The following is a 26,883-nucleotide window of genomic DNA, read 5'->3' on the forward strand; positions in this document are numbered from 1 at the left end:
AGAAAGCCAGTTCATTTTAAAACGGAAAAAATTATATATTTGGATTAACAAACAGTTCTAAACGGGGGAAGCCTACAGTAATCCAACGGCGCAATGAGTTTATAATACGTAAATAAGCAAATCCATTTTTGAAATAGATCAAATAACATACGCTTTTGTTATATTACATATTCTTAAGAAATTTTGAAATTATCTTAAAAAAAAAAAAAACCGTTCCTTTCCATCTGTTCAGTCGTACAATAAAACCGAAAGATAAATGAGTTTTGTGTACATAAACATCGTCGCATTTTAATCTCGCAATATGTTTATAATTATTTTCCTGTAATAGGTTAGTGATTTGAGAATCTTTGTAGTAATTTTCTATCACAAAACAAGAGATTTTAGAATTATTGAAATCGATTGACTTGACTACACCAAGTTCATTACCTACCGTATCTATTGAGACGAAATCGATTTTTCGATTTTTCACGTCCTCAATTGAATCTAACCTCTTCATATCTACTGAAATTATTTCAACACGACCACCATGAATAGAGACTTCTTTTCAATCCGTTTCAAATGCTCTGGAGCATATGCATCTGTAACACCGCTTAACATTTCGGAATTGGTTCATTGACTTCTCCTACACAAATATTTAAACTTGTAGATGATCTGTTTTTTTCCAATTTGGAAAAAACTTTTGGATTCCGTTCAATGCAAATTCCTTTCCATGCTCTATGTTTCTCAAACAAAAATGAATTGCTCAATGAAATACCATCATGAGCACCAATATCAATAAAAAATCCATTTCTTTTGGCATTGAACACTGTTGTATCTAAAAAACGGTCTTGCTTATATTGTGAGTTATATTTTACCACTAATTCTCTTCTTAATATTTATAACTTGATCTAATTGGCTTCTTAATTCAGACAAATATCCCCAAATAACTTCAGCAGCACCATCCTTAAAAGGTGGAATCCTCAAAAAATATTCGTATACCGATTCAGACTCCGTTAGTTCACGAACTTGATTTATGAGTTTTACATTATCATCCCTGTCATAAAACAAAACGGCTTCTGGATTGATGATATCTGGTTCTGGTAGGTTATTGCTTCCCCAATATATAGGGATACATCCGGCCATTATAGAATGGAACAATTTCTCGGTAACATAACCCTTAGTATTACTATTCTCTGGGCAGATATTAAATTTAAAATTATTTAAATATTCTAATTTATTATCGTTATATCTCTCTTTAAGTTCGAAAGTGTTATTCTTAAATTTACCTGGAAAACTCACGGTCTCAAAATCCTTAAGTGTCTCGATAATTTCGGTACGGATACCTTGAAAGTCATGTCTTGAAATAAGTGCAGCAAATCGTACACGGTTTTCATTTGTTCGTGTTTCTGTGGAATTTAATTTATCTATTAGTCTTTTAAGGCTTTCCAACGTTGAATCTGGTGGCACAAAATAAATCAACCATAAAGGGAAACGCATATAATTAGCTCCCATGATTTCTTTGTAATTAAACCCTAAAGCCAAATCGACCTGATGGCCATAATGATCTTCAAATTTTAGATGTTTGGGAAAAAGAGAATCTTCTATGTTTAAATTTTCTCCCGTAAAAAAAATTCTTTTTCCTTTTCTTAAAAATCTAATAATTCTTCTGTCTCCAAACACCGAAATGAAGTTGACAATTCTATTTTGATTATTTAGCTTATGATGTGTTATAAACTCATAGAACCAATAGTCTTCAATACTTCCTACATCCCAAAAATTATAAAATCTTATATTGGAATTTCGGAATTTTGACTTTTGATCATTATAAGTCCTATATAATTTCAAATGTGAATGGAGGTGTCCTTTTGTGCTTTTTAAGCCATTAAATAGCTGCAAATACATTAACTGATTGTTAGATCTTAATAGTTCCTAATAATACGACAAAAAGTCAAATAAATTAAATTCTTGTTTAAACAAAATAAATATGCCTAGAACTTCAGTAAAACACCTAACTAAAAATATTGTTTTTTTTAACGACTGTATTAACTTTTGACTTCTACATAGTTAATCAGCTTCTTATCGTCTACATCAAGATAATTTTCAATATAATCCTGAAAGCCTTATAGAAATGCTCCACAACACCTTTTGCCCGGTATGCCTGTTTGTTTGGAATAAGATGGAATTTTGAATATTTTAACAATTTTGAATACTCTTCAATCTTAAAAAAGAACGTATTCTTGATGTTATCATTTTAAAATTTTAACAATTGTCTTTTTAAAAAAAATTGTTCCCTTCCACAGGTTCAACCTTAATTTAAAGGAAAGCGACTTATAGTTTTCATGAACATAAACATCATCACATCTTAATTTAGCAATATGCTCGTAACCATGTTCCTGTAATAGTCTAATCATTTCATGATCATTATAGTTATTCTCAATTACAAAACAAGAAATGTTAATATTGTTAAAATCAATGGATTTAATAACACCGAGCTCATTCCCTTCTGTATCAATTGACACGAAATCTATGACCCGATCCGTGATACCCTCAATACTATCTAACCTTTTCATCTTCACTTCAATTGTTTCCATACTTCCACCATGACTAGAAACTTCTTTATTAATCCTTTTTAAATGCTCTGGTGCATAAGAGTCAGTAACTCCACTCAACATTTCAGCAGGACCTTCAATTTTTGTGAAATTGATGATTTGATTATTTTCACCGGCACAAATATTCAAATTTGTGCACGTTCTGTTTTCCTTCAATTTTGAAAATACATTAGGATTGGGTTCTATACAAATGCCTTTCCATTCTCTATTTTTTTCAAAAAAGTAAGAGTTGCTAAACCTTATCCCATCATGAGCACCAACATCAATAAAAAAACCACTTTTCTTACCATTGAATACTATTTTATCTAAAAACTTGTCCTGCTTATATTGTGAGTAATATTTAGCCATCATTTATTTACTTTTTTTCAATTATCTCTTCCATTCTGATTCTCAGTTTGGACAATTGTTCCCAAATAATTTCGGCAGCATGTTCCTGAAAAGGCGGAATCTTCAAAAAATCCTCATATGCCGTCTTAGACTCCATAAGTTCCTTAACTCTTTTAATTAGTTTTTCCTTATTATCTCTTTCATAGAACAAAACAGCGTTTGGATTGATAAGGTTTGGTTCTGGCAAGTTATTGCTTCCCCAATATACAGGAATACAACCTGACATGATAGCGTGAAAAAGTTTTTCGGTTACATAACCCTCTGTATTACTATTCTCGGGGCAAATATTAAATTTAAATTTTTTTAGGAATTCTACTTTATCATCTTTATACTTCTCCTTTAACTCACTCGAATTATTCATAAAGGTACCTGCACAACATACAGTGTCAATTCCATTCATGGCCTCAATAATTTCTTCCCGAATGCCATTTCTATCATGTCTGGAAATATGTACAGCAAAACCGTTCCGGTTGATGGTTTTTCTATTTCCTAAAGAATTATACTCATCAATTAGTTTTTTGAGACTTTCTAAAGTTGACTCTGGGGGTATGAAATAATGTAACCATAGAGGATGACGCATATAGTTTGCCGGCATATTATTTTCGTCATTAAAACCCAAGGCCAAATCAACTTTATTGCCATAGTGGTCCGCATAGTTAAGATATTTAGGATATGCACTAACCATTGGAGTAAGGTTCTCCCCACAAATAAAAATCTTAATTCCTTTAAGCAGATACACAATTTTTTTTTCGCCAAATACAGAGATTACATTTATAACTTTATTTTGGCTATTCAGGTTGTGATGTGTTATGAATCTATAAAACCAATAATCTTGAATTTTCTTGCCGCTATAGCCATAATTAAAAAACTTGATGCTAGAATCTCGAAACTTTAACTTTTGAACCTTATAGCTTTTATAAAACTTCCAATAATAATGAATGCGATTTTTTACTTTTTTTAAAATTGAAACCAAAAGATGATTTTTATTTATGAATAAACCAAAATATATAAATTCTTGACATTAATCAATTATCTTCATTCAAATATCAAAATGAAAAAATTGTATAATATACCAAATAAAGAAATTGCTTTTTATCATACATGATCGATTGGGTAAAAAGTTTCAATTTAGGCAGTATACCAGGACAATGATTTTTTTGAATTTGTTTGTATCGTTTCCAAGTTGATATAGCAATTAAATGTTTATCCTTTTTACTAAATACAGTTTGACCCCATGTTAAAAGTGCTTTATTTAATCTGCTATATATCTTATACTGTTCAAATGGCGACTGTGAAAAAGTAAGACTGCTATTTTCATCGTGTTTTCGCACACAAGCTAACACCTCTTGAATACTATAAAATTGGTAGTAATAAGCAACACGTCTCCAAAACTCCCAATCCTCATTATAGTGAAAATCAGTATTGAAAAGACCTACTTTTTCAAACACTTCTTTCTTAACCAAAGGTGTGATCATAGATATTCGGTTCTTTAATAGAAATTCTTGAAATACATAGCCGTGGTTGTGCTTTTGAATAATTACCCGGCCTGTTCGAACACCATTGGCATTTACGAACTCTATGTTACTCGTCACCAAACCTACTTCTGGATGGTTTTTAAAAATAGTAATTTGCTTATCTAACTTATCGAACAACCAATAGTCATCATCATCACAAAAGGCTATAAAAGATCCTATACTTTTTGAAAGCCCGAAATTTCTAGATCCATTGGCCCCTTTTGGAAAATCATCGCGTCTTTTATAATATTTAAAACGAGCATCCTTGTCAACAAATCTTTTAACTATCTCCCCAGTATTATCTGAACTTCCATCATCAACTACTATACATTCCCAATTTTTATAAGTTTGGTCACGAATGCTTGTTAAGGCATCCGCAATGTATGCTGAGCGATTATAAGTTGGTATAATGATAGAAACGAAGTATGACATAAAAGTTATAAAGGATAGTTTTTAAAATACATTTCCACTTTATATGATGTACACCCAAGAATCAAAAACATCCTACTAGCAATATTAATTTGATATGAGAGGGCTTTGTTATTTTTTTTTAAAATTGGCACTAATTCGTTTAATATTACGTGGGCATTTGGAGAGTCTCCATTTTGAACTGCTCGAAATAAAAAATTGATTAGAACCTTATAAAAGAACTGAAATAATTGTCGGTCGTTTAATAGAATACTTTGTTTTAAATTCTCAAGTGCTATATATATTTCAGATGTTTTAAACGAAACGTTATATTTAACATTCTGTGTTGTTTTAGACAACCCATGTTGTCGATATAAAAACAATGGGGCTTCAACCAAAATGTAATCGTTTTTATTACATTTAAAAAATAACCGAGAAAAGAATTCTGTTTCTTGACCTCGCAAAATATTCTCATTAAACAACGATTCCCCCTCTAAAAAGGTTTTTTTAAACATCACACAACCCGTAATAATTTTAGTTTTCCAAAGCACTAGCCCTCTGTATAAAGACATATCCTTATCGAAACTTAACTGTGCGACGGTGTTCAATTTATCATCTGTGATGTTTCCTAGTCCAATAACAAAATTGGTTTTAAAATCAAATACATTAATTTTTTGTTCAATAAAATCTGACAACATAACGTCATCATCGTCAAACCATTGTATAAAATCTCCTTGACTTATTTTAAATCCATAATTACGAGCTCCATTACCGCCACTTTTATACTCTGGTGGCCGAATAAAATATTTTATTCTCTTGTCTTTATTATTACACTCATTTACAATTTGCCTTGTATTATCAGTACTGCCATCATCAATTACTAAACATTCCCAATTATTATAAGATTGCATCACTACACTCTGTATAGTTTCTAAAATTAAGTGGGCACGATTATATGTTGGAATTATCACAGACACCAGCGGTTCGTTCATTCTATCTCTTTTCAAAACACTTTTAATATAATTTTAAACTTATTTTTTCCTGTATAAAAATGAAAAATATATTTGCCGTTTTCTGATTAGTGGAAAATATTTTATGCTCAAAAAGGAAAATAAAAATCTAAGATGTGACGAATTTATTTGAAACCAATACCTAATTTCATTAGCCAAACCCATCCTTTGCTGAAATCGAAAAAACCACAATAGATTCATGATTTTGTCTACCTTATTTAATTCTATACTTCGGGTTCCCATCCATTTAACTAAAAGTTCCAACATTATTAATCTTTCGGTCACATATAAGTCCTCGCGGTTAAACACATTGGAATTATGAATCCCTCTCATGGCCACCGGTTTATTTAAGAATCCCGGTATTAAATTGCATATTAAAGCCATTCTTAAAATCAACTCAGTGTCTTCCGCTACTTTTAACTGTTCAGAGAAGCTCCCGATTTTATCAATCACTTCCTTCTTTATGGTAAGCCCCATTATTGAAAAATGCCCCTTTTTGCCACTAATCAATGCTTCGAACAACATATCAGATGGCACAAACTCAACAAGGGTAGTTAGTTTACGGAGCTCCCTCTTTTCTTGGTTGCTAGATTCATAATAATGAGCACCAATAGCGTTATAAACTCCGTGGATTTGACTATCATTCAAAATCTTAATATCCTCATTAAATCTATTTGGCAAATAATAATCATCTGCATCTAAAAACGCAATATAATTGTTTGTAACATTTAACAACCCCAAATTTCTAGACGCTGATCGCCCATGATTTTTCTTGTCTGGGTGTTGAAGTGCAATGATTTTTTTATTATTCCTTGAATGTTTCAAAATCAATTCCCAAGACCCATCTGTACTCCCGTCATCAATTAGTATATGTTCACTTACCTCTTTTTGGTCTAAAACAGATTGAATACTTTTAGATAAATACTTTTCCGCATTATAAACAGGCGTAATTACTGAAATCATTGAATATGTCTAATTTTACTACATTCTAAATTTTGATGCAGCGTTATCAATCCACCATTTTTTAAGAAATCAAATAGAACTAAGAATTGTATATGAGTATGCATCTTTATTTTAACCGATATTGACGTTTTATACACTAATCTATTGAGCCAAAGAAAACTCAACATTCACTTGTCGTCAATAAATTAAAAAAGTAAATAAACTACATCAGTTAAACATTAGTTACCAAATTACCTCCACAAATTAATACATTTAAAATTTATTTAAAAAGCCTAATCGAATAAGCATTTTAATCTTTTTGGACCTTCTTAAGTTGTCAACTTGTGAAATTAAAGAATTCAACTCATTCATATCATTTAATAGGAAAGAAAATTCGGTCTCAAGAACTTTTTGGCGTTCAGCGTTCATTAACAAAAAATTATCTGGATTTGAACTAATACCTCCTAAATAATATATTGAAAGAACCCTACTAATATATTTGTAACTTACATTATACTTACATATAGCAATAATAAAGAACTTCCAATCTGACACAATTTTTAAAGTTTCGTCGTAATTCCCAATAGATTCAAACAAGGATCTTTTAATAATTGTTGATTGGTGGGGCAATGTATTTGTATACAAAAAAGAAAACCTGATTGTGTCCGGGCAGCTTTTAATATAAGAGTGGTCTTTACCAACAACATTGATATCAAAACATATGATTTCGTGATTTAAACATTTTGGTAGACATTCTTTAATAACATCTTTACTCACTAACATATCTCCACTATTCAAAAATAGAATATACTCACCCGTTGCTTGGGAAATACCTTTATTCATGGCATGGTAAATCCCCTTATCTTGTTCACTCACCCAATAAGCTATATTATCTTGGTGATTTTCTATATAATCTTTACTTCCATCGCTACTTCCTCCATCAATCACAATATATTCAATTTGAGGATAGGTTTGTTGCAACACACTTGTCATTGTTCTTATTAAACCTTCAAGATTATTGTAATTTATGGTAATAATTGAAATTAGCATGGTATATAATAACATTTTAAAGCTCGGAGGTGAAAAAATATAATTAGAAAAGAAATATTCTTAACAGATTAAGCTTTATATAGAATTTAAAGTTCTAATATATTTTTTAATGGCAATTAAATTAACATAAGGATATCTGAATTGTTTTGTTTCTTTTTCCAACTCATTATTTTCACCCAATCGATACCAAGTATATCCCCAATTGATCATAATATCATATAATTCATAAATACTATAACCTGCATTGAATGTATTAGTGTCAGTAAATTCAATTAAAACTATTGGGTCATAGTTTGTAAAGAATTCTTTTCCTCCATGCAAAACAAACTTCTCCCACCCTTCAACGTCAATCTTAATAAGCTTTATTCTGCTTTTATCAATATCTGATAGTTCGTGGTCTAAGGTTGATGTGCGAACACTAATGGCAACATCAGATTGCAAATTTTTATCTGCTGCAAATGAATTCCATGCATCATACCCATCGTTATAAAGATGAAATTGTAACTCACCTTGTTTATCAGACAATCCTAAATTCCGGATATCTAAATTATGAAACTTATTGATATTTATATTTTCTAATAGTCTATTGAATGTAGTAGGAGCTGGTTCAAAACATATTACTCTACCTGTGTCTCCAACTTTTATTGACGCAGGCAATGAAAACAATCCAATGTTACTCCCTACATCAACAAAAATATCTCCATTATTAAGCTGAGACATCACATAATCACGTTCCTTTTTTTCGAATCCATTATAAATTAATTTTGACAAGATACTATCCTTATATAATTTGATTTTGACCTCCTTTTCCAATTGAAATAAAAAACTATCCCCATTCTGAAACAAGTCAAACCATATTCTTTCAGATTCTATGAGAAGTTTTTCATCTTGGCGCTGTTGATATCCTCTTAGAATTTTTGAAATTCTTCCTGCCAATCGGTAAAGCAAACTTTTTTTCGATTTATGCCCCATTTTGCTCTTTAAATATTTTTCCTCCATTTCAAATGTGGCATGATGACTCCTGGTCTTGAATCCGAATATGCTCTATTAAGACCATTCACATTTACCATATTAAATTTCACCATGACATTGTCATCAAAGATTATCCAGCGTTTATTATGTATGCCTATGGCCAATTTAACGCCATAATATCCATTTTTAAAAATATTTTCTGGGATTTCAGATTCAATACTATAAAATCCTTTTTTGGTTATTTCTATAGATTTCTTATCATCATCTTCAAAAGCCCGAAATAGAACAGAAGATTTTGATAGATCTATTAAATCAAATCCTACTCTTAAACCCATAACATCCTCAAAAACTTCATAGGAGATTGATATTTTTACTGTTTTATTGGTATAAAAATTGGCACTGATTATCTCATTTTGAGTAACTAAAAAATCAGTCAAACGTAAAATATCATCAGATTGATTTTCAATAAAAGCTTCTATTGAAGATTCATTTAAATTTGTGTTTTCCAAATTTAGATAATAATCAATTGCGGGAGTAGTTTCACCTGCAAAGACGACGGATCCATGTTCTAGTACAATTGCCCGCGTGCATAGATTTTCTACAGCCGCCATATTATGACTCACAAACAACACCGTCCGACCATCACCTTTACTAATATCCTGCATCTTTCCAATCGCTTTTTTCTGGAATTCGGCATCACCTACCGCCAGCACCTCATCAATCACCAAAATATCAGGCTCTAAAAACGCGGCAACCGCAAAAGCCAAACGCACCCGCATCCCAGAGCTATAGCGTTTTACTGGTGTATCCACATAGCGCTCACACCCAGAAAACTCTATAATCTCGGCTTCTTTAGATTTTATTTCAGCTTTGGTCATCCCGAGGATGGCACCATTCAAATAAATATTCTCACGGCCTGTAAGTTCTGGATGAAACCCAGTGCCCACTTCCAATAAAGACGCTATTCTTCCTTTGGTTTTAATTTCGCCAGTGGTAGGAATCGTTACTCGCGATAATATTTTAAGCAAGGTACTTTTTCCTGCGCCATTTTTTCCAATAATACCAAGCACTTCCCCTTGTTGCACTTCAAAATTGATGTCACGCAAGGCCCAAACATAATCGCTATCCGCTTTCGTGCTTCTATCATTCACTGAACCCACTTTCAAATACGGGTCCTCTTTCCCACGAATGCCAGCCCACCATCGGTTCAAATCATGACTGATCGTGCCCGTACCAACGAGCCCGAGGCGGTATTGTTTGCTGATATTTTCGGCTTTTAAAATGATCATGAAATCTTAAATATAATTATTTTAACCTGTCATTACGAGTCTTCTCCTGTGACGTCATTGCGAAGGAGGAACGACTGAAGCAATCTGTTTTTTATGGCGTCTCAACCTTGAGATTGCCGCGTCGCTACGCTCCTCGCAATGACGCTTGGGTCGCGGGGTCCCATACTCGCAATGACGCTTGATGAAAAGGGCTACGCTCCTCGCAATGACGCTGTGGTGGTCGTCTTCGCAACTACACCGTGTCAATAAACGTTTTCTCCGTCCTGTTAAACACCACAATCCCTAAAAACAATATGACCAAGGTCACTCCTACCGTATATAAAATACCGAACCAACTAAAGGTCCCGGTTCCTAATAACATATATCGTGCTGTTTCAATAATATAGGCAACAGGGTTATATTCTACTATCCAAGCTATTTTAGGCAATTTCTCGCGCATTAATGCCAGGGGATACATCACCGCCGACACATACATCAGCAACTGTACTCCAAAACCAACTAAAAATTTCAAGTCGCGGTATTTGGTGACCATGCTACTAATCAGCATTCCAATTCCTAATCCGAGCAAACCCATCAACATCACAATAACAGGGAAAAACACAATACTGCTATCCACATAAATGGCCGCGCCATTAAAGTAATAATACACATAAAATGCGATAAAAATGAGCAGCTGTATTCCAAACTTCATCAAATTGGAAATAATAACAGACAAAGGCATGATGATTCGCGGAAAATAAACTTTCCCGAAAATCCCGGCATTGCTTGTAAAAGTATCACTCGTAGAAGTCAGGCAGGTATTAAAATAATTCCAAATGGAAATCCCCGCCAAGTTAAATAAGAATGGCGGCACCGTACCTGTTTCGATATTAGCCACCTTATTAAAAATAAGCGTAAATGTCAGTGCCGTAAACAACGGCTGAATGAGATACCACAGCGGTCCTAAAATGGTCTGTTTGTACACCGTCACCACATCCCGTTTCACAAATAAAAATAGCAAATCGCGGTAACGCCAGATTTCGGCAAAATTAAAGTCGATTAGTTTTCGTTTGGAAGAGATGGTATAAAGCCAATCGTCTGTATCTGTAGGACTCAAAGTGTTTAGGTTAGGTTGTGGCTAATATACAAAAGCTATTGGAAAACAGAAATGTAGAACTGTATAAATGTGGGTTCGGTCATTGCGAAGGAGGAACGACTGAAGCAATCTGTTGATTAGAACCTCAATTCATGAGATTGCCGCGTCGCTACGCTCCTCGCAATGACCCTGGAAATAAGATGGTTATTCATCCTCAGAAATCCCAAACTCAGCCTTGACCGCTTCGTACAAATCAACCCATTCGGGGTTTATAGTGTCAATTAATGCTACCTTTTTTGCTCTACTCCCAGCCTTCAATACTTTTTCCCTTCCTATAGCATCGCCTATCATTTGAAATGCTTCGTAATACACTAATTTATTTAGATTATAGCGCGCCGTGAATGATTTTGGGTAGAATTTATCTTTGTGTTGCTTAATACGATTCACAATGTTTGATGTGACTCCAACGTATAAGGTCGTGTGATTTTTATTGGTGACGATGTAGACGAAGCCGGGTTTCATAAATAATGGGTATTGGGATTAATAGCACAACCAGTCATTGCGAGGAGCTACGTAAGGAGTGATGTGGCAATTTGTTCCGTTATTGCGAAGGAGGAACGACTGAAGCAATCTGTTTGTTATGGCGCCTCAACCTTGAGATTGCCGCGTCGCTACGCTCCTCGCAATGACGTATGAATGGGGTGTGCTCCTCGCAATGACGTTTGAATGGCGTGTGCTCCTCGCAATGACGTTTGAATGGCGTGTGCTCCTCGCACCATATGAATGAAACACGCTCGTCGCAATGACGTATGAAATTAGAGTGCGCCCTCGCTATGACACTACTTGTTAAAAGCGTCCCAAGTAATTTTCAAGCCTTCACGTACCGTATAACGTGGCTGATAGCCTAATAACTTTTGGGCTTTAGAAATATCTGCTAAAGAATCGCGGACATCACCTTGACGTTCTGGGCCGTAGATGGCCTCCAGTTTAGAGTCTGCGGCTGATTGTAAAGCTTCCCAAAGATAATTGATATCTATACGTTCGCCACAGGCTACATTAAAGACCTGATTAGCAGCTGCCTTTGAGGCAAAAAAACCTCTGACATTTGCCTGTACCGCATTGTCTACGAATGTAAAATCACGTGTCTGCCCACCATCCCCATTAATTTTTGGCGAACTATTATCCTTTAGCGCTTGCATAAATAACGGAATGACCGCCGCATAAGCGCCATTAGGGCTTTGTTTTGGGCCAAACACATTAAAATAACGCAATCCAACCGCATCTGTACCGTAGGTTTTTCCAAACACATCAGCATACAATTCATTCACATATTTTGTGACTGCATAAGGCGATAAAGGCTTCCCAATAATATCCTCAACTTTTGGCAAGGATGGACTATCACCATAAGTAGAACTCGAAGCGGCATACACCATGCGTTTAACCGTTGGATTGTCCTTTACGGCAACCATCATATTCAAAAACCCAGAGATGTTCACATCATTGGTGGTTGCGGGATCATTTATGGATCGGGGTACGGAACCTAAAGCCGCTTGATGCGACACAAAATCCATATCCTGTACCGCTTTATGACAGGTGTCTATATCCCTAATATCACCTTCTAACAATTCGAAGGCGGGATTGTCCATAAATTCCCGAAGATTTTCACGATATCCATTCGAAAAATCATCTAATACCCTCACTTTTTTAGCGCCATGCTGCAGTAGATATTGAACCAAATTAGATCCAATAAATCCTGCGCCTCCAGTGACTAAAAAGCTATATGTTGATAAATCTTCGGTATGGTATGCGTGTGTGTACATCATTATAATCTGCCGTCTACGGATTCTTTTGGTAATAAGGATTTAACGTCAAAAATAACACCTGATTCTGATCTCAAGTTTTGAATGTCTAAATCTAAAAATTTTTCATGAGACACTGCAACAACTATCGCTTCATATTTTGAAGCCAATTTGGTATCTGTACAAATCAAATCCAAATTATATTCGTGTTTTACTTCTTCTGCGGAAGCCCAAGGATCATAAACCTCAACATCTACATCATAACTTTCAAATTCCTTCACAATATCAATCACTCGAGAGTTTCTGATATCAGGACAGTTTTCTTTAAAAGTAATCCCCAAGACTAAAACTTTTGCACCTTTAATACGCGCTCCTTTTTTAATCATCATCTTGACAGTTTCTTGAGCCACATAGCTACCCATACTGTCATTCATCTTACGGCCTGCTAATATAATTTCAGGATTATAACCTGATTCTATTGCTTTTTGTGCCAAATAATATGGGTCGACGCCTATACAATGCCCACCAACCAATCCTGGTGACATTTTAATGAAATTCCATTTTGTACCCGCAGCTTCCAATACGGCCTTAGTATCAATATCAAGTAATCTAAAGATTTTAGACAACTCATTTACAAAAGCAATATTAATATCACGTTGCGAATTCTCAATTACTTTAGCAGCTTCAGCCACCTTAATGGATGGAGCCATGTGCGTACCTGCAGTGATAATAGTTTTATATAGATTATCCACTTTTATGGCTATCTCTGGTGTAGACCCAGAAGTTACTTTTAGAATTTGAGTTACTGTATGCTCCTTATCTCCTGGATTAATGCGTTCTGGCGAATATCCAGCGAAGAAATCGATATTAAATTTAAGTCCAGATTCCTGCTCTAAAATGGGCACACAAATATCTTCTGTAACGCCAGGGTACACCGTAGATTCATAAATAACGACTGCGTCCTTTTTTAATACTTTACCTACCGTTTCACTTGCTTTTACCAAAGGCGTAAAGATGGGCTTGTTTAATGCATCTGTTGGTGTAGGCACTGTTATAATATAGAAATCAGAATCTTCAATATCTGATAACGCGCTCGACACTAGCAAACCCTTGCTAGAATTAATATCAGTCACCAATACCGACTGAAGCGTCTCATTATCAACTTCTAAAGTACGATCAACACCTTGATTTAGCTCATCAATTCTTTTTTGACTGATGTCAAAACCGACCACAAGAAACTTCTTAGCAAATTCGACCGCCAAAGGCAAGCCTACGTATCCTAATCCTATAACGGTAATTTTAGCTTTAGTCTTCATTATTAGTTTTTTATTGATTTTAAAAGGTATATCAAATCTAAATAAAAACTATAATTTTTGATGTATTTTTTATTGATTTCAACTTTATCTGACCAGATAATCGACCTATTGTAAGTATCAGGGTCCAACTGTTTGGCCAAGATCAGTTCTTCATCTCTGTATTTTAAAGTCGCTGGACCTGTAATCCCTGGTTTTATTTCCAATATGATACGATCCTCACCTTCAAGCACATCTGCGAATCCGGGTAAATCAGGTCTTGGACCAACAAAACTCATATCGCCTTTTAATACGTTAAAAAGCTGTGGCAGTTCATCTAATTTATATGTTCTTAAAAAGCTACCAAAAGATGATGCATAAACATCCATATTTCCTAAACGGTGTACACCAGATTTAAGACTTCTGATTTTAAAAATCTTAAACGGTTTCCCATATTGGCCTATGCGTTCTTGCAAAAACCAACCACTGGCCTTCGTATCTATACTGGCTATTATAATCAATATAACAATAGGTAACATAAGAAAGGGCAATAGAAATAAAGCCAACAAAATGTCAAAACTACGCTTTACACGCGCTTGTTTGGGTGAAATCAAACCTAAAATCTTAAGTATTCGTTTGTATAAACTTCTTAAAACGTTTCAGCAACGAGCGTCTGCCATTACCTTCATGATAGGCATTGCCATACACGCCATAGCCATAACCGTAACCATAGCCATAACCGTAGCCATAACCATAATTATGATTGGTTTTATGTTTGTAGAAGTTAAGTACAAAACTGATGTTCTTTACCTCTCCCATTTTATACTTGGCATTGATTAAGGACAGCATTCCCTTTTTTGTATAGTCTAAACGCACCATAAACAAGGTCGCATCTGCATATTGCGTCAGCTCTAAAGCGTCAGTCACCAAACCAAGTGGTGGTGTGTCCAACACAATCATATCATAATGTTTACGGGCATGATCAATGAGCTCTTTCATTCGGTCGCCCATTAATAATTCTGATGGATTTGGAGGCACAGGTCCTGACGGAATCACATCAAGGTTTTCAATAAACGACTGGTAATTAATTTCATCAAAGGAACTTTCACCAATCAGATAATTCACAACCCCCTTGTCATTCGTAATTTGAAAATCGCCAAAGATTTTTGGTTTTCTTAAATCCAGCCCTAAAAGCAAAGTCTTCTTACCGGACAAAGCATACACTGTAGCGATATTGATGGAACAGAAGGTTTTACCCTCCCCACTCACTGAAGACGTAATCATAATGGTTTTACCCTTACCTTCTTCTTCCCCTTGCTTTTTATAAATAAACTGTAAGCTCGAACGGATGGATCTGAACGATTCTGACACAGCCGATTTAGGCTTTTCAAATACCACCAAATTGTTCTTATAGTTGTATTTCCCAATCAGACCTATAATAGGGATGCTCGACAAACGCTGTACCTCATCTGACCCGTGAATGGTATTATCCAACAAGAAGACTACAAAAATTAGAAACATTGGGATAAAGAAGCCCAACATCAACCCCATCATGTAATTAAGGTTCTTATTTGGCCCTATTCGTCCGCCGCCAATATCCTTAGCTTCATCAATGGTACTGATATCTGAAACGTTAGCCGCTTTGACAATAGCTGCTTCGCCACGTTTGGTCAAATAGATATTATAGGCCTCTTGGCTAATATCCATTTTCCTTTGGATTTTTAAATACTCCTGCTGATCTTCAGGCAAATTGCTAAGTTGCCCCTCAAAACGAGCGATTTTGTTATTGATATTATCCAAATTGAGTCCGATAGTTCGTTTCGTATTACCAATCGTTTCTAAGAGCACATTTTTTTCTGCTTCAATCTGTCGGTCAATATCCTTAAAAATAAGATTCCCTTCTTTTACGGTATATTCCTTTGTTTGACGTTCAATAGCAAGTGCTGTAATTTTAGCGACACTTGATAAAATATTGCTTTCATCAATACCTACAGATGTTGGTGCGGCTATCTTCGTATAATCTGTTTTGGTCCGTAAGTAGGTTTCTAAGGAATTGAGATAATTCAATTTGGTGCGCTCTTCTTCCCTATTTAGATCCAGTGCCTTCAACTTTTCAGACACTATGGCCATTTCTTCAGTCACATCAAAGAGCTTGTTTTGTTTCCTGAAGGAATTCATTTCCTCGGTGACATCCTTTAGATTATCGTTAACTGCATTTAAGCTGCTATCAATAAACTTGATGGTATTGGTGGCATATAGGTTTTTACGTTGTAGTTCCGTTTTACTCAAGATGGACGTGGTGGCATTCAAATAGTCCACAATCTTCGCCTTATTACTTCCCGCAAGCGACAAGGACAACACGGAAGACGAACTTCCTGAATAAGGTGAAATCATGATACCGCCTTGATATTGGCTGACTACAGAATCAAAATTGAGGAATTGGAAATAAAATTGTGTGTCGGGTACTATGGTCGCTTCCTTCCGTTTGGTGATTGTGCCGTTAAAGAAAGGCAGATTGATGGGTTCTCCAAAACTATAGGTTTTAGCGAACTCACCGATTTTCATATTCCCATTGAGTTTCTCTTTATCGGAATACCGCTGTGCGGTAAAGCCACTCGATTCAAAAGTAGCGAGTAACTGAAATTGATTCTCATTAATAAATTTAATCGCAATAGGTTTCCCGAGTATTTGCCCCTTGGTCTTATCTAGATTTAATACAAATGGTGCATTTTTATAAATGTCCTCCATGCGATACTTGCCTTGCCTTAAATACTGCATGTAATACTGCAAGGAATCTACCACAAGCTCATTGTGCGTTCGTGTTTTAACCGTAGTGAGCACTTTTCCGACTTTTCCAGAAACACCACCCCAGTTAAAGGATATGCTCGTATTGGCAGTAAAAAAAGGATTCTGATCACTTTCTACCGAAATAAGGGAACTTAATTTATAAATACTTTCTTTTCTAACATTGATGAGATATGCTACAATCAAGGCGAATGCAACACTTAGCACTACAAACTTCCATAAGTTGAGCGCTTTGAATAAATAGCCTCTAAAGTCAAAATAAGTACCTCTTGGTTCCGAATAGTCGTTTTCGTAATCTTCCATCCTACCTACTTATTAATAAAATTGTGGTACTGACAAGTCCTAATACCGTAATTATCGTCCCTAAAGTTTCTCGCCCTGTAATACCTGTTCCCCATGTTGTTTGTGGGAGCGGCTTTACATAAATCATATCATTCGGCTGAATATAATAATAAGGTGAGTTCATGACATTTACATCTGTTAGATCCAGATGATGGATTTGCTGCCCTTGCGGATACTGACGAATGATCAACACATCCTTACGGTCGCCTGTAACAGGAATTTCTCCCACATTTGCTATGGCCTGAAAAATATTGACACGCTCTTGAAACAAAATCTGCGATCCAGGTGAACCCACTTCGCCCATGGCGGTGTAGCGTAATCCTGAAAGTTTTACGGTGATGAAAATATTCGCTGTTTCTTTAAATTGCTCCGCCAAAAGTCGCTCCTTAATAAGTTCCTCAATTTCGGCAGTAGTAGACCCCAGTACACTCAGTTGTCCCAGCTCAGGAATTCTGATTTTACCGTGATTATCAACTGTAAACCCATCAAAATAGGCACGTTCTGAAGCACTCGCATTAAGATTTCCTTCGCCTATCGGATTGAAAATACTCACGTTATCCTGATCCAAAACTTTGATCCGAATATTCAAAATATCATTAATCTGAACTCGATACGGCTTTTGCTGCTCTATCATCACCTGCAAAGAATCTGTTGCGGTGTTTTTATTTTGAAGATACACAATGTCTTTATGAGGAATACAGGATGTTAAAAAAGAAGTCAAAATTACTCCAATTACCAATAAAAATCTTTTCATAGAAGGCGACATGTGTTTTAACAAATATAGGTTTTCACTATGAATATCAAAACATTTCTCAATATTTTTGAAATATTAACTGCTTAATTAGGAATCCGTTTAATCCCTCGATTCCGATTAAGCACTTCTATAAAATATTAAGAACTAATCTATAAATTTGTAATAACGAAATTCCTTGATTTGAGAACCTAAAAATAGGACCACATTTGGTTAGATGTGTTACCCTTTATCCGAATTACAACACTATTGTGGTTTTAAAACTGGGGATAGACAATCCATTGTGATTTATTGCCGTTATTTGTAAAAAAAATTAGACTTTGAATTATTTAACTGTTGAATCCATCTCAAAAACTTATGGCGATGCTCCGCTATTTGAAGACCTTTCCTTTAGCATCCATAAAGATGATAAAATCGCTTTTGTGGCAAAAAATGGAAGTGGTAAAACCTCCATCCTTAATATTCTGGCGGGATTAGACCAGCCTGACAACGGTCAAGTGGTGATTAGGAAAGGCTTACGCTTGTCATTTTTATCACAATCGCCTCAATTTGAAGATGAACTGACGATTGAAGACACCATTTTTAAATCAGATTTACCAATTTTAAAAGTCATAGAGAGTTATGAGAAGGCGCTTTTAAATCCGGACGACAGTGATGCATATCAGAAAGCTTTTGAAGGCATGGACCGTCACAACGCTTGGGAATTTGAATTGCGTTTCAAACAAATCCTATCGCAATTAAAGTTGGACGACCTTACCCAGAAAATCAAAACGCTCTCTGGAGGTCAGAAAAAACGTTTGGCATTAGCTACAGCATTGATCAACAATCCTGACCTTTTGGTTTTGGATGAACCTACCAACCACCTCGATTTGGAAATGATTGAATGGTTGGAGCAGTATTTTGCGAAAGCACAGATGACCTTATTTATGGTAACGCATGACCGGTATTTTCTGGAACGCGTTTGTAATGAAATCATTGAATTGGACCACGGTAAATTATACACTTATAAAGGGAATTACTCCTATTACTTAGAACAAAAAGAAGCCCGCATCACCAATGAAACGGTTGAAACTGGCAAGGCCAAGCAACTATTTAAAAAAGAATTGGATTGGATGCGCCGTCAACCTAAGGCCAGAACCACGAAATCTAAATCGCGCATTGACGATTTTCACGATATCAAAGCCAAGGCTAACCAACGCCGAAATGACCATAAAATCCAATTGGAAATCAATATGGCGCGTTTGGGCAGTAAAATTGTAGAATTTCATAAAGTATCCAAGTCGTTTAAAGACAAAGTCATTTTAGACGGATTTGAATATGTGTTTAAGACAGGCGAACGCATTGGCATTATCGGTAAGAACGGCACGGGAAAATCAACATTCTTAAATATGTTGACCCAAACCATCACGCCCGATTCTGGAAAGGTGATAATTGGCGATACCGTGAAATTTGGATATTATACCCAAAATGGCATCAAAATTAAGGAAGGCCAAAAAGTCATCGACGTCATCAAAGAGTTTGGAGAATATATTCCATTGACAAAAGGACGTCAGATTAGCGCCTCGCAGCTTTTAGAAAAGTTTTTATTCGACCGCAAAAAGCAATACGATTTTGTAGAAAAATTGAGCGGTGGCGAACAAAAACGACTGTATCTATGTACGGTGTTAATTCAAAATCCGAATTTCCTAATCCTGGATGAGCCTACCAACGACTTAGATATTGTGACCTTAAACGTCCTTGAGGATTTCTTATTAGATTTCCCAGGCTGTTTACTTGTGGTATCTCACGACAGGTATTTTATGGATAAGATTGTCGATCATTTATTTGTGTTTAGAGGCAATGGAGAGGTTGAGGATTTCCCTGGGAACTATTCGGATTACCGTGATTATGAAGCATCAACGCCTTATGTGGAGCCCGTAAAAATTGAAACTGCATCTGGTGACACGAAAAACAACACAGCAGAAAAGCTATCCTATAACGAGCAAAAAGAACTCAAATCTTTAAACAGTAAAATCAGATCTTTAGAATTAGGCAAGAAAGCCTTGGAGGAAAAATTCCTTGATGCTTCTTTATCTCAAGAGAAAATCAATAAACTGTCTGAAGAATTGCAAAAAATCATAGATGATATTGCTGTTAAGGAAGAACGTTGGTTTGAACTGTCGGAAAAACTGGAATCTTAAAGGTGAGGGTTAAGAATAGAGAGAAGAGAATATAGAGAAGAGAACCAAGAATCAGGAGCCAAGAATCAAGACTAAAGACGGAAAACTTTGAACATTGAACATAATATAAAATCCTGCGCAAATCAGCATCATCAGCATCATCTGCGTTCCATTGAAAATTGAAAACACCCCGTGCATCAACCAATATCCTTTATAAAATTCCTTTTAAAATCCACCAACCAACACGGGGTTCATTCCCCGTTTGTGTACAATTTGGTTACGAAATGTTTTTATGACCGATCGAAACATGAAGCGTATGCTGAAATTGCGTCATATCGTAGGGAGTTGCTCAAAAACACCGAAGTCATCCATATCACCGATTTCGGATCAGGTTCAAAGGTTTTCAAAACAAATGAACGTCCTATTAACGCCATTGCGAAAACTTCGGGCACAAGTTTAAAAAACACCAAGCTGCTCTATCGTTTGCTTAATTATTTTAAGCCCGATCACGTTTTAGAGCTGGGCACCAACCTTGGCATCGGTACACATACTATGGCTTTAGCTCACCCTAGAGCCAACATCACGACGATTGAAGGCTGCCCGGAATTGTTGAAAGTAGCGACTCAAAATTTTTCAGACAAAAAGCTCAGCAACATTAAAAGTATCCAAGGGGATTTTAAAACGACCCTCAAGGAACTGCCAAATTCTACATGGGATTTCATTTTCTTTGACGGGCATCATTCTAAGGAAGCTACTCTAGCCTATTTCGAGATGCTGTTACCTACGGCTCACAACGATTCTGTTTTTGTGTTTGACGATATATACTGGTCAAAAGGTATGACGGAAGTGTGGGAAATCATTAAAAATCACCCGCAAGTCACCGTCACAGTTGACACCTTTAATTGGGGCATCGTCTTTTTTAGAAGAGAGCAATTAAAGCAACATTTTAAAATTAGAGTGTAACATCTTGCGCCTTTACACGTCATATGAATCGTAAATCGTTTATTTTGGAAGTTCAAATCGACACACTGCAAACAGAAATAACACATTAAATCGTCACATGGATAACGTCATTCACATCAGAAATATCGTCAGAAATTTTCAATTAGGCTCAGAAACGGTCTATGTTTTAAAAGGCATCGATTTAGATATTGAACGTGGCGATTACGTGGCTATCATGGGTCCGTCAGGTTCTGGGAAATCGACCTTGATGAATCTATTAGGCTGTTTGGACACGCCAACCTCTGGAACGTATATTCTAAACAACCAAGATGTCAGCAAACTAACTGATGATCAACTTGCAGAAATCAGAAATAAAGAAATCGGATTCGTTTTCCAAACCTTTAATTTACTTCCAAGAACCACTGCTTTAGATAATGTGGCCTTACCTATGATTTATGCCGGTGCCTCCAAAGCAGATCGTGAAGCGCGTGCAACAGCCGTGTTGACCGATGTTGGCTTAGCAGATCGTATCCATCATAAACCTAATGAACTTTCAGGAGGTCAGCGTCAACGTGTGGCCGTGGGCCGTGCGCTTGTGAACAAACCTTCCATCATCCTTGCTGATGAGCCTACTGGGAATTTAGATTCCAAAACCTCATTGGAGATTCTGCAGTTGTTTGACGACATTCACAAAGCTGGAAACACCGTTATCGTCGTGACCCACGAAGAAGATGTAGCAGAGCGTGCCGCGCGTATCATTCGTTTACGCGATGGAGTGATTGAGAGTGATGTGAGGAATTAGGGTTCAGTCTTCAGTTGGCAGGGTTCAGTTGGCAGTAGGCAGTAAGCAGTCCTCAGACCTCATACCTTAATCTTCAGTTAGCAGTCCTCAAACCCCAAACCTCATACCTCATTCTTCCCAAAATTCATTAGTGTTTTGTGGCAAAACTTTTCAATCTATTGTATATTCGTAATACATTCGTCAAGCTTTACACTACATAATTTAAAATCATGAAAATATATACTAAAACAGGTGACAAAGGCACCACGGCCCTATTTGGCGGCACCAGAGTCCCAAAGCACCATATTCGTATTGACAGTTACGGAACTGTTGATGAACTCAATTCGCATTTGGGCTTAATCAGAGATCAAGACATCCAACAACATTATAAGGACATTTTAATCATTATCCAAAACCATTTATTTACGGTTGGTGCTATTTTGGCAACAGACCCGGACAAAGCCACGCTTAAAAATGGTAAGGATCGGTTAAACATCCCTAAAATTTCAGCTGAAGACATTGAACTTCTGGAGAAGGAAATTGACAGTATGAATGATGCTTTGCCACCCATGACACACTTCGTTTTGCCAGGCGGTCATCAAACGGTGTCATTCTGTCATATTGCCCGCTGTGTCTGCCGTAGAGCGGAACGTTTAGCATCGGCACTTAACGACTTAGAGCCTTTTCAACCGGAATCTTTAACCTATTTAAACCGCTTATCTGACTACCTATTTGTGTTGGCACGGAAGTTGTCTTATGAGTTAAAAGCCGAAGAAATTCAGTGGATTCCCAAGAAAGAATCCTAGAATAACTAGGTAATCACATTTTTTTTGATTATATATTGATAGTTAAGAAATTATGTAAGAATTAGACGTTCTTATCATTAATGATAAATAATTCATTTTTTACTTGTTTCTTTCAACAAAAAATTTATTTTTGCAAAAATTTAAAACAAATAACACATGTATTGGACATTAGAATTAGCATCTTATTTAAGCGATGCGCCTTGGCCAGCCACTAAAGACGAATTAATTGATTATGCAATCCGTACTGGTGCGCCTTTAGAAGTGGTGGAAAATTTACAAGCAATTGAAGATGAAGGTGACTCTTATGATTCAATTGAAGAGATCTGGTCAGATTATCCAACCGATGAAGATTACCTCTGGAACGAGGACGAATATTAAATAAATCAGAAAAATTAGTTAAAAAGTCTCCACCCGAGACTTTTTTTGTGCGCTATTTTTTCAATAACCTTAGCACAAACCGTATCTTTGTGAGCCATAAAAAAGCAAAAAACAGGATACAAACAAAATTATATTAATATACACAGAGCATGTTGCCGTGTAAACAATAATACCTTATGAGTTTTTTAGATTCAATATTGAAGGTCTTTGTTGGCGATAAATCCAAACAGGATGTCAAAGCCATCACTCCTATAGTAGAACAAGTTAAAACCTTTGAAAAAGCGCTAGAAGCCTTGTCGCATGACGAATTAAGAGCGAAAACAGCCTATTTCAAATCCAAAATAGCCGAAGCACGTCAACCGTTTAATGACACCATTGAAAAACTTCAAAAAGACGCTGAAGCAACTGATGATATTGACCAACGTGAAGATATCTATCAAGAAATTGACCGTATTAAAGATGATATTTATAAAGCTACTGAAGATGTCCTAAATGACATCCTTCCAGAAGCTTTTGCGGTGGTTAAAGAAACTGCAAAACGATTTGTACACAACACTTCCATTACAGTTTCCGCGAGTGCTTTTGATCGTGAAATCTCGGGATCAAAAGATTATGTCACTTTAGAAGATGATAAAGCGATTTGGGCAAATTCTTGGGATGCTGCCGGAAAGCCGATTACCTGGGACATGATTCACTATGATGTGCAGTTGATTGGTGGTGTGGCCTTACACCAAGGTAAAATTGCTGAGATGCAAACGGGTGAAGGTAAAACGCTTGTGGCATCACTTCCGATGTACCTCAATGCGCTTGCTGGTAACGGTGTGCACTTGGTAACGGTGAATGATTACTTGGCAAAACGTGATAGCGCGTGGATGGCGCCACTATTTGAGTTCCACGGAATGACCGTAGATTGTATTGATTACCACCAACCTAATTCTGCCGCTCGTAAAAAAGCCTATATGGCAGATATTACCTACGGAACAAATAATGAATTTGGTTTCGATTACTTACGTGATAATATGGCTCATGCACCGGAAGATTTAGTGCAGCGTCCGCATCATTTCGCAATTGTGGATGAGGTGGATTCCGTATTAGTGGATGACGCGCGTACGCCGTTGATTATTTCTGGACCAGTGCCTCAAGGTGATCGCCATGAATTTACAGAGTTGAAACCTAAAGTAGATAGTATTGCTGCTGCTCAACGTGCATATTTGACGGGTGTTTTAGCTGAAGCTAAAAAACTGATTGCTGAAGGTGATACCAAAGAAGGTGGCTTCAAACTCTTACGTGTTTATAGAGGTATTCCTAAAAATAAAGCACTAATCAAGTTTTTGAGTGAAGAAGGTATCAAACAACTTCTTCAAAAAACGGAAAACCAATACATGCAGGACAATAACCGCGAAATGCCTAAGGTAGATGCGGAATTGTACTACGTGATTGACGAAAAAAATAATCAAGTTGAATTAACTGATAAAGGTGTTGAGTTTTTATCAGGTGATGATGATCCGAACTTCTTTGTGATGCCAGAAATTGGGATGGAAATCTCAAAAATTGAAGCACAAAATCTTTCAAAAGAAGAAGAAGCTGATGCTAAAGAAGAATTGTTCAGAGATTTCGGAATCAAGTCTGAACGTATCCATACGCTAAGCCAGTTATTAAAAGCTTATGCCCTATTTGAAAAAGACATTCAATATGTGGTAATCGACAATAAAGTAATGATTGTTGATGAGCAAACAGGTCGTATTATGGATGGCCGTCGTTATAGCGATGGATTACACCAAGCTATCGAAGCGAAAGAAAACGTAAAAATTGAAGCTGTAACCCAAACATTTGCAACGGTAACCCTTCAAAATTACTTTAGAATGTACCGCAAATTGTCAGGTATGACCGGTACTGCGGTTACTGAAGCTGGCGAGTTTTGGGAAATCTATAAATTAGATGTGGTTGAAATTCCAACCAACCGACCAATTGCACGTGATGATAGAGACGATTTAGTTTACAAAACAAAACGTGAAAAGTACAACGCTGTTATTGACGAAGTAACAAAACTTTCTCAAGCAGGTCGTCCTGTATTGATTGGTACAACATCTGTTGAAATCAGTGAGTTATTAGGAAAAATGTTGACCCTTCGCAAAGTACCACACAATGTACTGAACGCGAAACTTCATAAAAAAGAGGCTGATATTGTTGCGGAAGCGGGACAACCAGGTCAGGTTACCATTGCCACCAACATGGCGGGTCGTGGTACGGATATTAAATTAACGGAAGAAGTTAAAAAAGCAGGCGGTTTGGCCATTGTAGGTACAGAGCGTCATGACTCCAGACGTGTGGACAGACAGTTACGTGGTCGTGCAGGTCGTCAGGGAGATCCAGGAAGTTCACAGTTTTATGTGTCTTTAGAGGACAACCTAATGCGTCTTTTTGGTAGTGAACGTATTGCCAAAATGATGGATAGAATGGGCTTAGAGGAAGGTGAAGTGATTCAGCACTCTATGATTTCTAAATCTATTGAACGTGCACAGAAAAAAGTTGAGGAAAATAACTTTGGTGTTCGTAAGCGTTTGTTGGAATATGATGATGTGATGAATGCGCAACGTGAAGTTATTTACAAGCGTCGTCGTCATGCCTTACATGGTGAGCGTTTGCGTGTGGATTTGGCTAATATGATTTTTGATACGTCAGAAGGTATCACTCAAACCAACAAAGCAGCTAACGATTATAAAAACTTCGAGTTCGAATTGATCCGTTATTTCTCTATGAGTTCTCCAATTACTGAAGCTGAATTCGGTAAAATGTCAGAACAGGAAATTGCAGGTATCATTTATAAAGCGGCATTCAATCATTACAAAGATAAAATGCAGCGCAATGCAGATATGGCATTCCCTGTAATTCAGAATGTATACGAAACACAACGCGATAAGTTTAAGCGTATTGTAGTGCCGTTTACAGATGGCGTTAAGAGTTTGCAAGTAGTTACTGATCTTGAAAAAGCATACAACACCAACGGAAAGCAGTTGATCAATGATTTTGAGAAAAACATTACGCTTGCCATAGTTGATGATGCTTGGAAAACGCATTTACGTAAAATGGACGAATTGAAACAATCTGTTCAGTTGGCGGTCCACGAACAAAAAGATCCGTTATTGATCTATAAGTTTGAAGCGTTTGAATTGTTCAAGGTGATGATTGACCAAGTGAATAAAGATGTGATTTCATTCTTATTCAAAGGTGAATTGCCATCAGAAACTACAGATGCCATTCAGGAAGCTCGTGAGAAACGTTCTAAAGAAAAATTAGAAACCACAAAAGAGGAAATCCCTAATTTAGATGAACGTTCAGCACAAAGCAGAGCAGCCGGAAACATGAACCAACGTCAGGAAGTTGTCGAAACTATTGTTCGCGACAAGCCAAAGATTGGACGTAATGATAAAGTGACCATCAAGAATGTGATGAGTGGCGAAAACAAAACTTTAAAGTACAAACAAGCGGAACCTTTATTAATGAAAGGCGACTGGGTGTTAACTGAAGAATAAAGAACACCTGTGAAAGCAGAATTATTAGAACTAAAAAATCCTGACCTCTATTGACGTCAG

General features: G+C 36.3%; 24 protein-coding genes. 6 read left to right on the forward strand and 18 right to left on the reverse strand.

The window, feature by feature from the left end; translation table 11 throughout:
• Positions 1–163: 163 nt before the first annotated feature.
• The 18 genes from Q0947_RS15195 to Q0947_RS07950 form a co-directional block, all read right to left on the reverse strand.
• Positions 164–532, reverse strand: a complete 369-nt coding sequence (locus tag Q0947_RS15195; RefSeq protein WP_366915500.1) for an FkbM family methyltransferase — start codon at positions 530–532, stop codon at positions 164–166.
• 58 nt (positions 533–590) lie between these two features.
• Entirely contained in the window at positions 591–857 is a 267-nt protein-coding gene (locus Q0947_RS15200; protein ID WP_366915497.1) for an FkbM family methyltransferase, read from the reverse strand.
• The gene (locus Q0947_RS07875; RefSeq protein ID WP_299395079.1) at positions 844–1,881 is read right to left on the reverse strand and encodes a glycosyltransferase family 10; all 1,038 of its coding nucleotides are present in this window, start codon (positions 1,879–1,881) and stop codon (positions 844–846) included. The genes Q0947_RS15200 and Q0947_RS07875 overlap by 14 nt, the downstream gene beginning before the upstream one ends.
• A gap of 344 nt (positions 1,882–2,225) precedes the next feature.
• Positions 2,226–2,939, reverse strand: a complete 714-nt coding sequence (locus Q0947_RS07880) for an FkbM family methyltransferase (protein WP_299395081.1) — start codon at positions 2,937–2,939, stop codon at positions 2,226–2,228.
• 4 nt (positions 2,940–2,943) lie between these two features.
• Positions 2,944–3,948 carry a glycosyltransferase family 10 gene (locus tag Q0947_RS07885; protein ID WP_299395086.1) on the reverse strand — a complete coding sequence of 335 codons (1,005 nt, stop codon included), beginning with the start codon at positions 3,946–3,948 and terminating at the stop codon, positions 2,944–2,946.
• Positions 3,949–4,021: 73 nt separating this feature from the next.
• The gene (locus Q0947_RS07890; RefSeq protein ID WP_299395091.1) at positions 4,022–4,921 is read right to left on the reverse strand and encodes a glycosyltransferase; all 900 of its coding nucleotides are present in this window, start codon (positions 4,919–4,921) and stop codon (positions 4,022–4,024) included.
• Between the two features lie 5 nt (positions 4,922–4,926).
• A complete protein-coding gene (locus tag Q0947_RS07895) occupies positions 4,927–5,889 on the reverse strand; it encodes a glycosyltransferase family 2 protein (RefSeq protein ID WP_299395096.1) in 963 nt (320 codons plus the stop codon).
• Positions 5,890–5,928: 39 nt separating this feature from the next.
• Complete coding sequence (locus tag Q0947_RS07900; RefSeq protein ID WP_299395100.1) at positions 5,929–6,870, reverse strand: glycosyltransferase; 942 nt, start codon at positions 6,868–6,870, stop codon at positions 5,929–5,931.
• Positions 6,871–7,122: 252 nt separating this feature from the next.
• Positions 7,123–7,899 carry a glycosyltransferase family 2 protein gene (locus tag Q0947_RS07905; RefSeq protein ID WP_299395104.1) on the reverse strand — a complete coding sequence of 259 codons (777 nt, stop codon included), beginning with the start codon at positions 7,897–7,899 and terminating at the stop codon, positions 7,123–7,125.
• A gap of 75 nt (positions 7,900–7,974) precedes the next feature.
• The gene (locus Q0947_RS07910; protein WP_299395108.1) at positions 7,975–8,898 is read right to left on the reverse strand and encodes an FkbM family methyltransferase; all 924 of its coding nucleotides are present in this window, start codon (positions 8,896–8,898) and stop codon (positions 7,975–7,977) included.
• Positions 8,880–10,160 (reverse strand): ABC transporter ATP-binding protein, encoded by a 1,281-nt coding sequence (locus tag Q0947_RS07915; protein ID WP_299395110.1) that lies wholly within the window; start codon positions 10,158–10,160, stop codon positions 8,880–8,882. The genes Q0947_RS07910 and Q0947_RS07915 overlap by 19 nt, the downstream gene beginning before the upstream one ends.
• A gap of 232 nt (positions 10,161–10,392) precedes the next feature.
• Entirely contained in the window at positions 10,393–11,256 is an 864-nt protein-coding gene (locus Q0947_RS07920) for an ABC transporter permease (protein WP_299395114.1), read from the reverse strand.
• Positions 11,257–11,439: 183 nt separating this feature from the next.
• A complete protein-coding gene (locus tag Q0947_RS07925) occupies positions 11,440–11,757 on the reverse strand; it encodes a GIY-YIG nuclease family protein (protein ID WP_299395118.1) in 318 nt (105 codons plus the stop codon).
• A gap of 317 nt (positions 11,758–12,074) precedes the next feature.
• On the reverse strand, positions 12,075–13,055 hold the full coding sequence (locus Q0947_RS07930) for an SDR family oxidoreductase (protein ID WP_299396691.1): 981 nt from the start codon (positions 13,053–13,055) through the stop codon (positions 12,075–12,077).
• Positions 13,056–13,057: 2 nt separating this feature from the next.
• Entirely contained in the window at positions 13,058–14,350 is a 1,293-nt protein-coding gene (locus tag Q0947_RS07935; protein WP_299395122.1) for a nucleotide sugar dehydrogenase, read from the reverse strand.
• 2 nt (positions 14,351–14,352) lie between these two features.
• On the reverse strand, positions 14,353–14,940 hold the full coding sequence (locus Q0947_RS07940; RefSeq protein WP_366915498.1) for a sugar transferase: 588 nt from the start codon (positions 14,938–14,940) through the stop codon (positions 14,353–14,355).
• A 10-nt stretch (positions 14,941–14,950) separates the two neighbouring features.
• Positions 14,951–17,434: a polysaccharide biosynthesis tyrosine autokinase gene (locus tag Q0947_RS07945; RefSeq protein ID WP_299395127.1), complete on the reverse strand. Its 2,484-nt coding sequence runs from the start codon at positions 17,432–17,434 to the stop codon at positions 14,951–14,953.
• A 1-nt stretch (position 17,435) separates the two neighbouring features.
• A complete protein-coding gene (locus Q0947_RS07950) occupies positions 17,436–18,227 on the reverse strand; it encodes a polysaccharide biosynthesis/export family protein (RefSeq protein WP_299395132.1) in 792 nt (263 codons plus the stop codon).
• Between the two features lie 317 nt (positions 18,228–18,544).
• Between Q0947_RS07950 and Q0947_RS07955 the strand changes: the two genes are divergently transcribed.
• From Q0947_RS07955 to secA, 6 genes are all read left to right on the forward strand, one after another.
• A complete protein-coding gene (locus Q0947_RS07955) occupies positions 18,545–20,404 on the forward strand; it encodes an ABC-F family ATP-binding cassette domain-containing protein (RefSeq protein ID WP_299395141.1) in 1,860 nt (619 codons plus the stop codon).
• Between the two features lie 171 nt (positions 20,405–20,575).
• Positions 20,576–21,346 (forward strand): class I SAM-dependent methyltransferase, encoded by a 771-nt coding sequence (locus tag Q0947_RS07960; RefSeq protein ID WP_299395145.1) that lies wholly within the window; start codon positions 20,576–20,578, stop codon positions 21,344–21,346.
• Between the two features lie 97 nt (positions 21,347–21,443).
• A complete protein-coding gene (locus tag Q0947_RS07965; protein ID WP_299395151.1) occupies positions 21,444–22,127 on the forward strand; it encodes an ABC transporter ATP-binding protein in 684 nt (227 codons plus the stop codon).
• Positions 22,128–22,336: 209 nt separating this feature from the next.
• Entirely contained in the window at positions 22,337–22,912 is a 576-nt protein-coding gene (locus Q0947_RS07970; protein ID WP_299395155.1) for a cob(I)yrinic acid a,c-diamide adenosyltransferase, read from the forward strand.
• 156 nt (positions 22,913–23,068) lie between these two features.
• The gene (locus Q0947_RS07975; protein WP_010177336.1) at positions 23,069–23,290 is read left to right on the forward strand and encodes a DUF2795 domain-containing protein; all 222 of its coding nucleotides are present in this window, start codon (positions 23,069–23,071) and stop codon (positions 23,288–23,290) included.
• A 176-nt stretch (positions 23,291–23,466) separates the two neighbouring features.
• Complete coding sequence (secA, locus tag Q0947_RS07980) at positions 23,467–26,823, forward strand: preprotein translocase subunit SecA (protein WP_299395158.1); 3,357 nt, start codon at positions 23,467–23,469, stop codon at positions 26,821–26,823.
• Positions 26,824–26,883: the final 60 nt, after the last annotated feature.

Source organism: uncultured Gelidibacter sp., assembly GCF_947500795.1.
Taxonomy (GTDB): Bacteria; Bacteroidota; Bacteroidia; order Flavobacteriales; family Flavobacteriaceae; genus Gelidibacter.